This window comes from Bradyrhizobium sp. 87, assembly GCF_023073015.1.
Lineage (GTDB): Bacteria > Pseudomonadota > Alphaproteobacteria > Rhizobiales > Xanthobacteraceae > Bradyrhizobium > Bradyrhizobium canariense_D.
Genome location: NZ_JADPIQ010000028.1, coordinates 1 through 1,619, shown reverse-complemented (window position 1 = coordinate 1,619; position 1,619 = coordinate 1). Strand labels below are relative to the sequence as shown.

1 protein-coding gene is annotated in these 1,619 nt (G+C 65.2%); it reads left to right on the top strand.

Features of this window, described 5'->3' with window-relative positions; all coding sequences use genetic code 11:
* Window positions 1-1,619, top strand: a 1,619-nt coding sequence (locus IVB50_RS08225; RefSeq protein WP_247295354.1) for a condensation domain-containing protein, incomplete at both ends; no start/stop codon positions are given.

The window sequence follows — 1,619 nt, the reverse complement described above, 5'->3', positions numbered from 1 at the left end:
GGGCGAGATCGAGATCGCGCTGGCGCAGATCTGGGCCGAGCTTCTGGGCCTGGAACGTGTCGGCCGGCACGACAACTTCTTCGAGCTGGGCGGGCACTCGCTCTTGGCCGTGCGGTTGTTGAGCCGGGTCTCGCAAGCTGTTGGCCTCGCCCTGCCGCTAACGGCACTGTTTGCCAAACCGGTGCTGTCCGATCTGGCCGAGAGCATCGTGGATGAGTTGAGCCGCTCCGGTCCACAAGAGCTGCCGGCCATTGTCGCTGTGTCGCGCGAAGAGCCGCTTGCGCTGTCCTTTGCGCAGGAGCGGTTGTGGTTTTTGGCGCAGCTGGATGAGGGCGGCAGGAGCTATCACATGCTGCTGGCATGGCGGTTGCGGGGTGAGCTCGACCGCACCGCATGGCAGCGCAGCCTCGACCGGTTGTTGGCGCGTCATGAGGCGCTGCGGAGTGTCTTTGTCGCGCCGGAGGGCAAGCCCTGGGTTGAAGTTCTGCCGCCGGGTGCGGGGCTGCCAGTGGTGGAGCGCGATCTTCGCGACAGGCCGGAAGCCGAGGCGGCGCGGTTGGATCTGTGCTATGAAGAAGCACGCACGCCCTTCGATCTTGCGCGCGGCCCGCTGATCCGGGCGTGTCTGATCCGGATGTCGGATGATGAGCACGTCTTCCTGCTGACCCAGCATCACATTGTCTCCGACGGTTGGTCGATCGGCGTATTGGCGCGTGAGCTCAGTCACCTGTACCGCGCGTTTGTGGCTGGACAAGAGGACCCGCTGCCGCCGCTTGCGATCCAGTATCCGGACTATGCCGCCTGGCAACGGCACTGGCTGTCGGGCGAGCGGCTCTCGATCCAGGCGGAGTATTGGCGCAGCAACCTGTCGGGCGCACCGGCCCGTCTGGCGCTGCCGACGGATCGGCTGAGGCCGGCCGAGCAGTCGTTTGCCGGAGCCACGGTGCCTGTCGTCATCGATGCGGATCTGACGCGGGGCTTAAGGCGGCTGAGCCAACAGCATGGCACGACGTTGTTCATGACGGTGCTGGCTGGGTGGGCTGCGGTGCTGTCGCGTCTGTCGGGGCAGGACGACATTGTGATCGGTGTGCCGAGCGCCAATCGAGGCCGGCGCGAGATCGAAGAGTTGATCGGCTTCTTCGTGAATAGCTTGGCGCTTCGCCTCGACCTGTCGGGCGAGCCGAGCGTGGCAGAGCTGTTGGAGCGAACGCGGCGCACGGCCTTGGCAGCGCAGGAGCATCAGGACCTGCCGTTTGAGCAGGTGGTGGAGATCGTGCAACCGCCGCGGCGTCTTGATCACACGCCGTTGTTCCAGGTGATGTTGGCCTGGCAGAACAACGCCGCTCAATCCTTCGATCTTCCCGGGTTGAGTGTGGAGGCTGTGGGGGATGGGTACGATCAGGTCAAGTTCGATCTGGAGCTGAGCTTGGGCGAGCATGGCGAGGTCATCGCCGGCACGCTGGGGTATGCGGCGGCGCTGTTCGATCACACGACGATCGAACGGCAGCGTGGCTATCTGTTGGCGCTGCTGCGGGCGATGGTGGCCGATGCGCGGCAAGCGGTCGGGCGGATTGAGCTGCTGGCGGCCGACGAGCGCGCATATCTATTGGAGGAGCTGA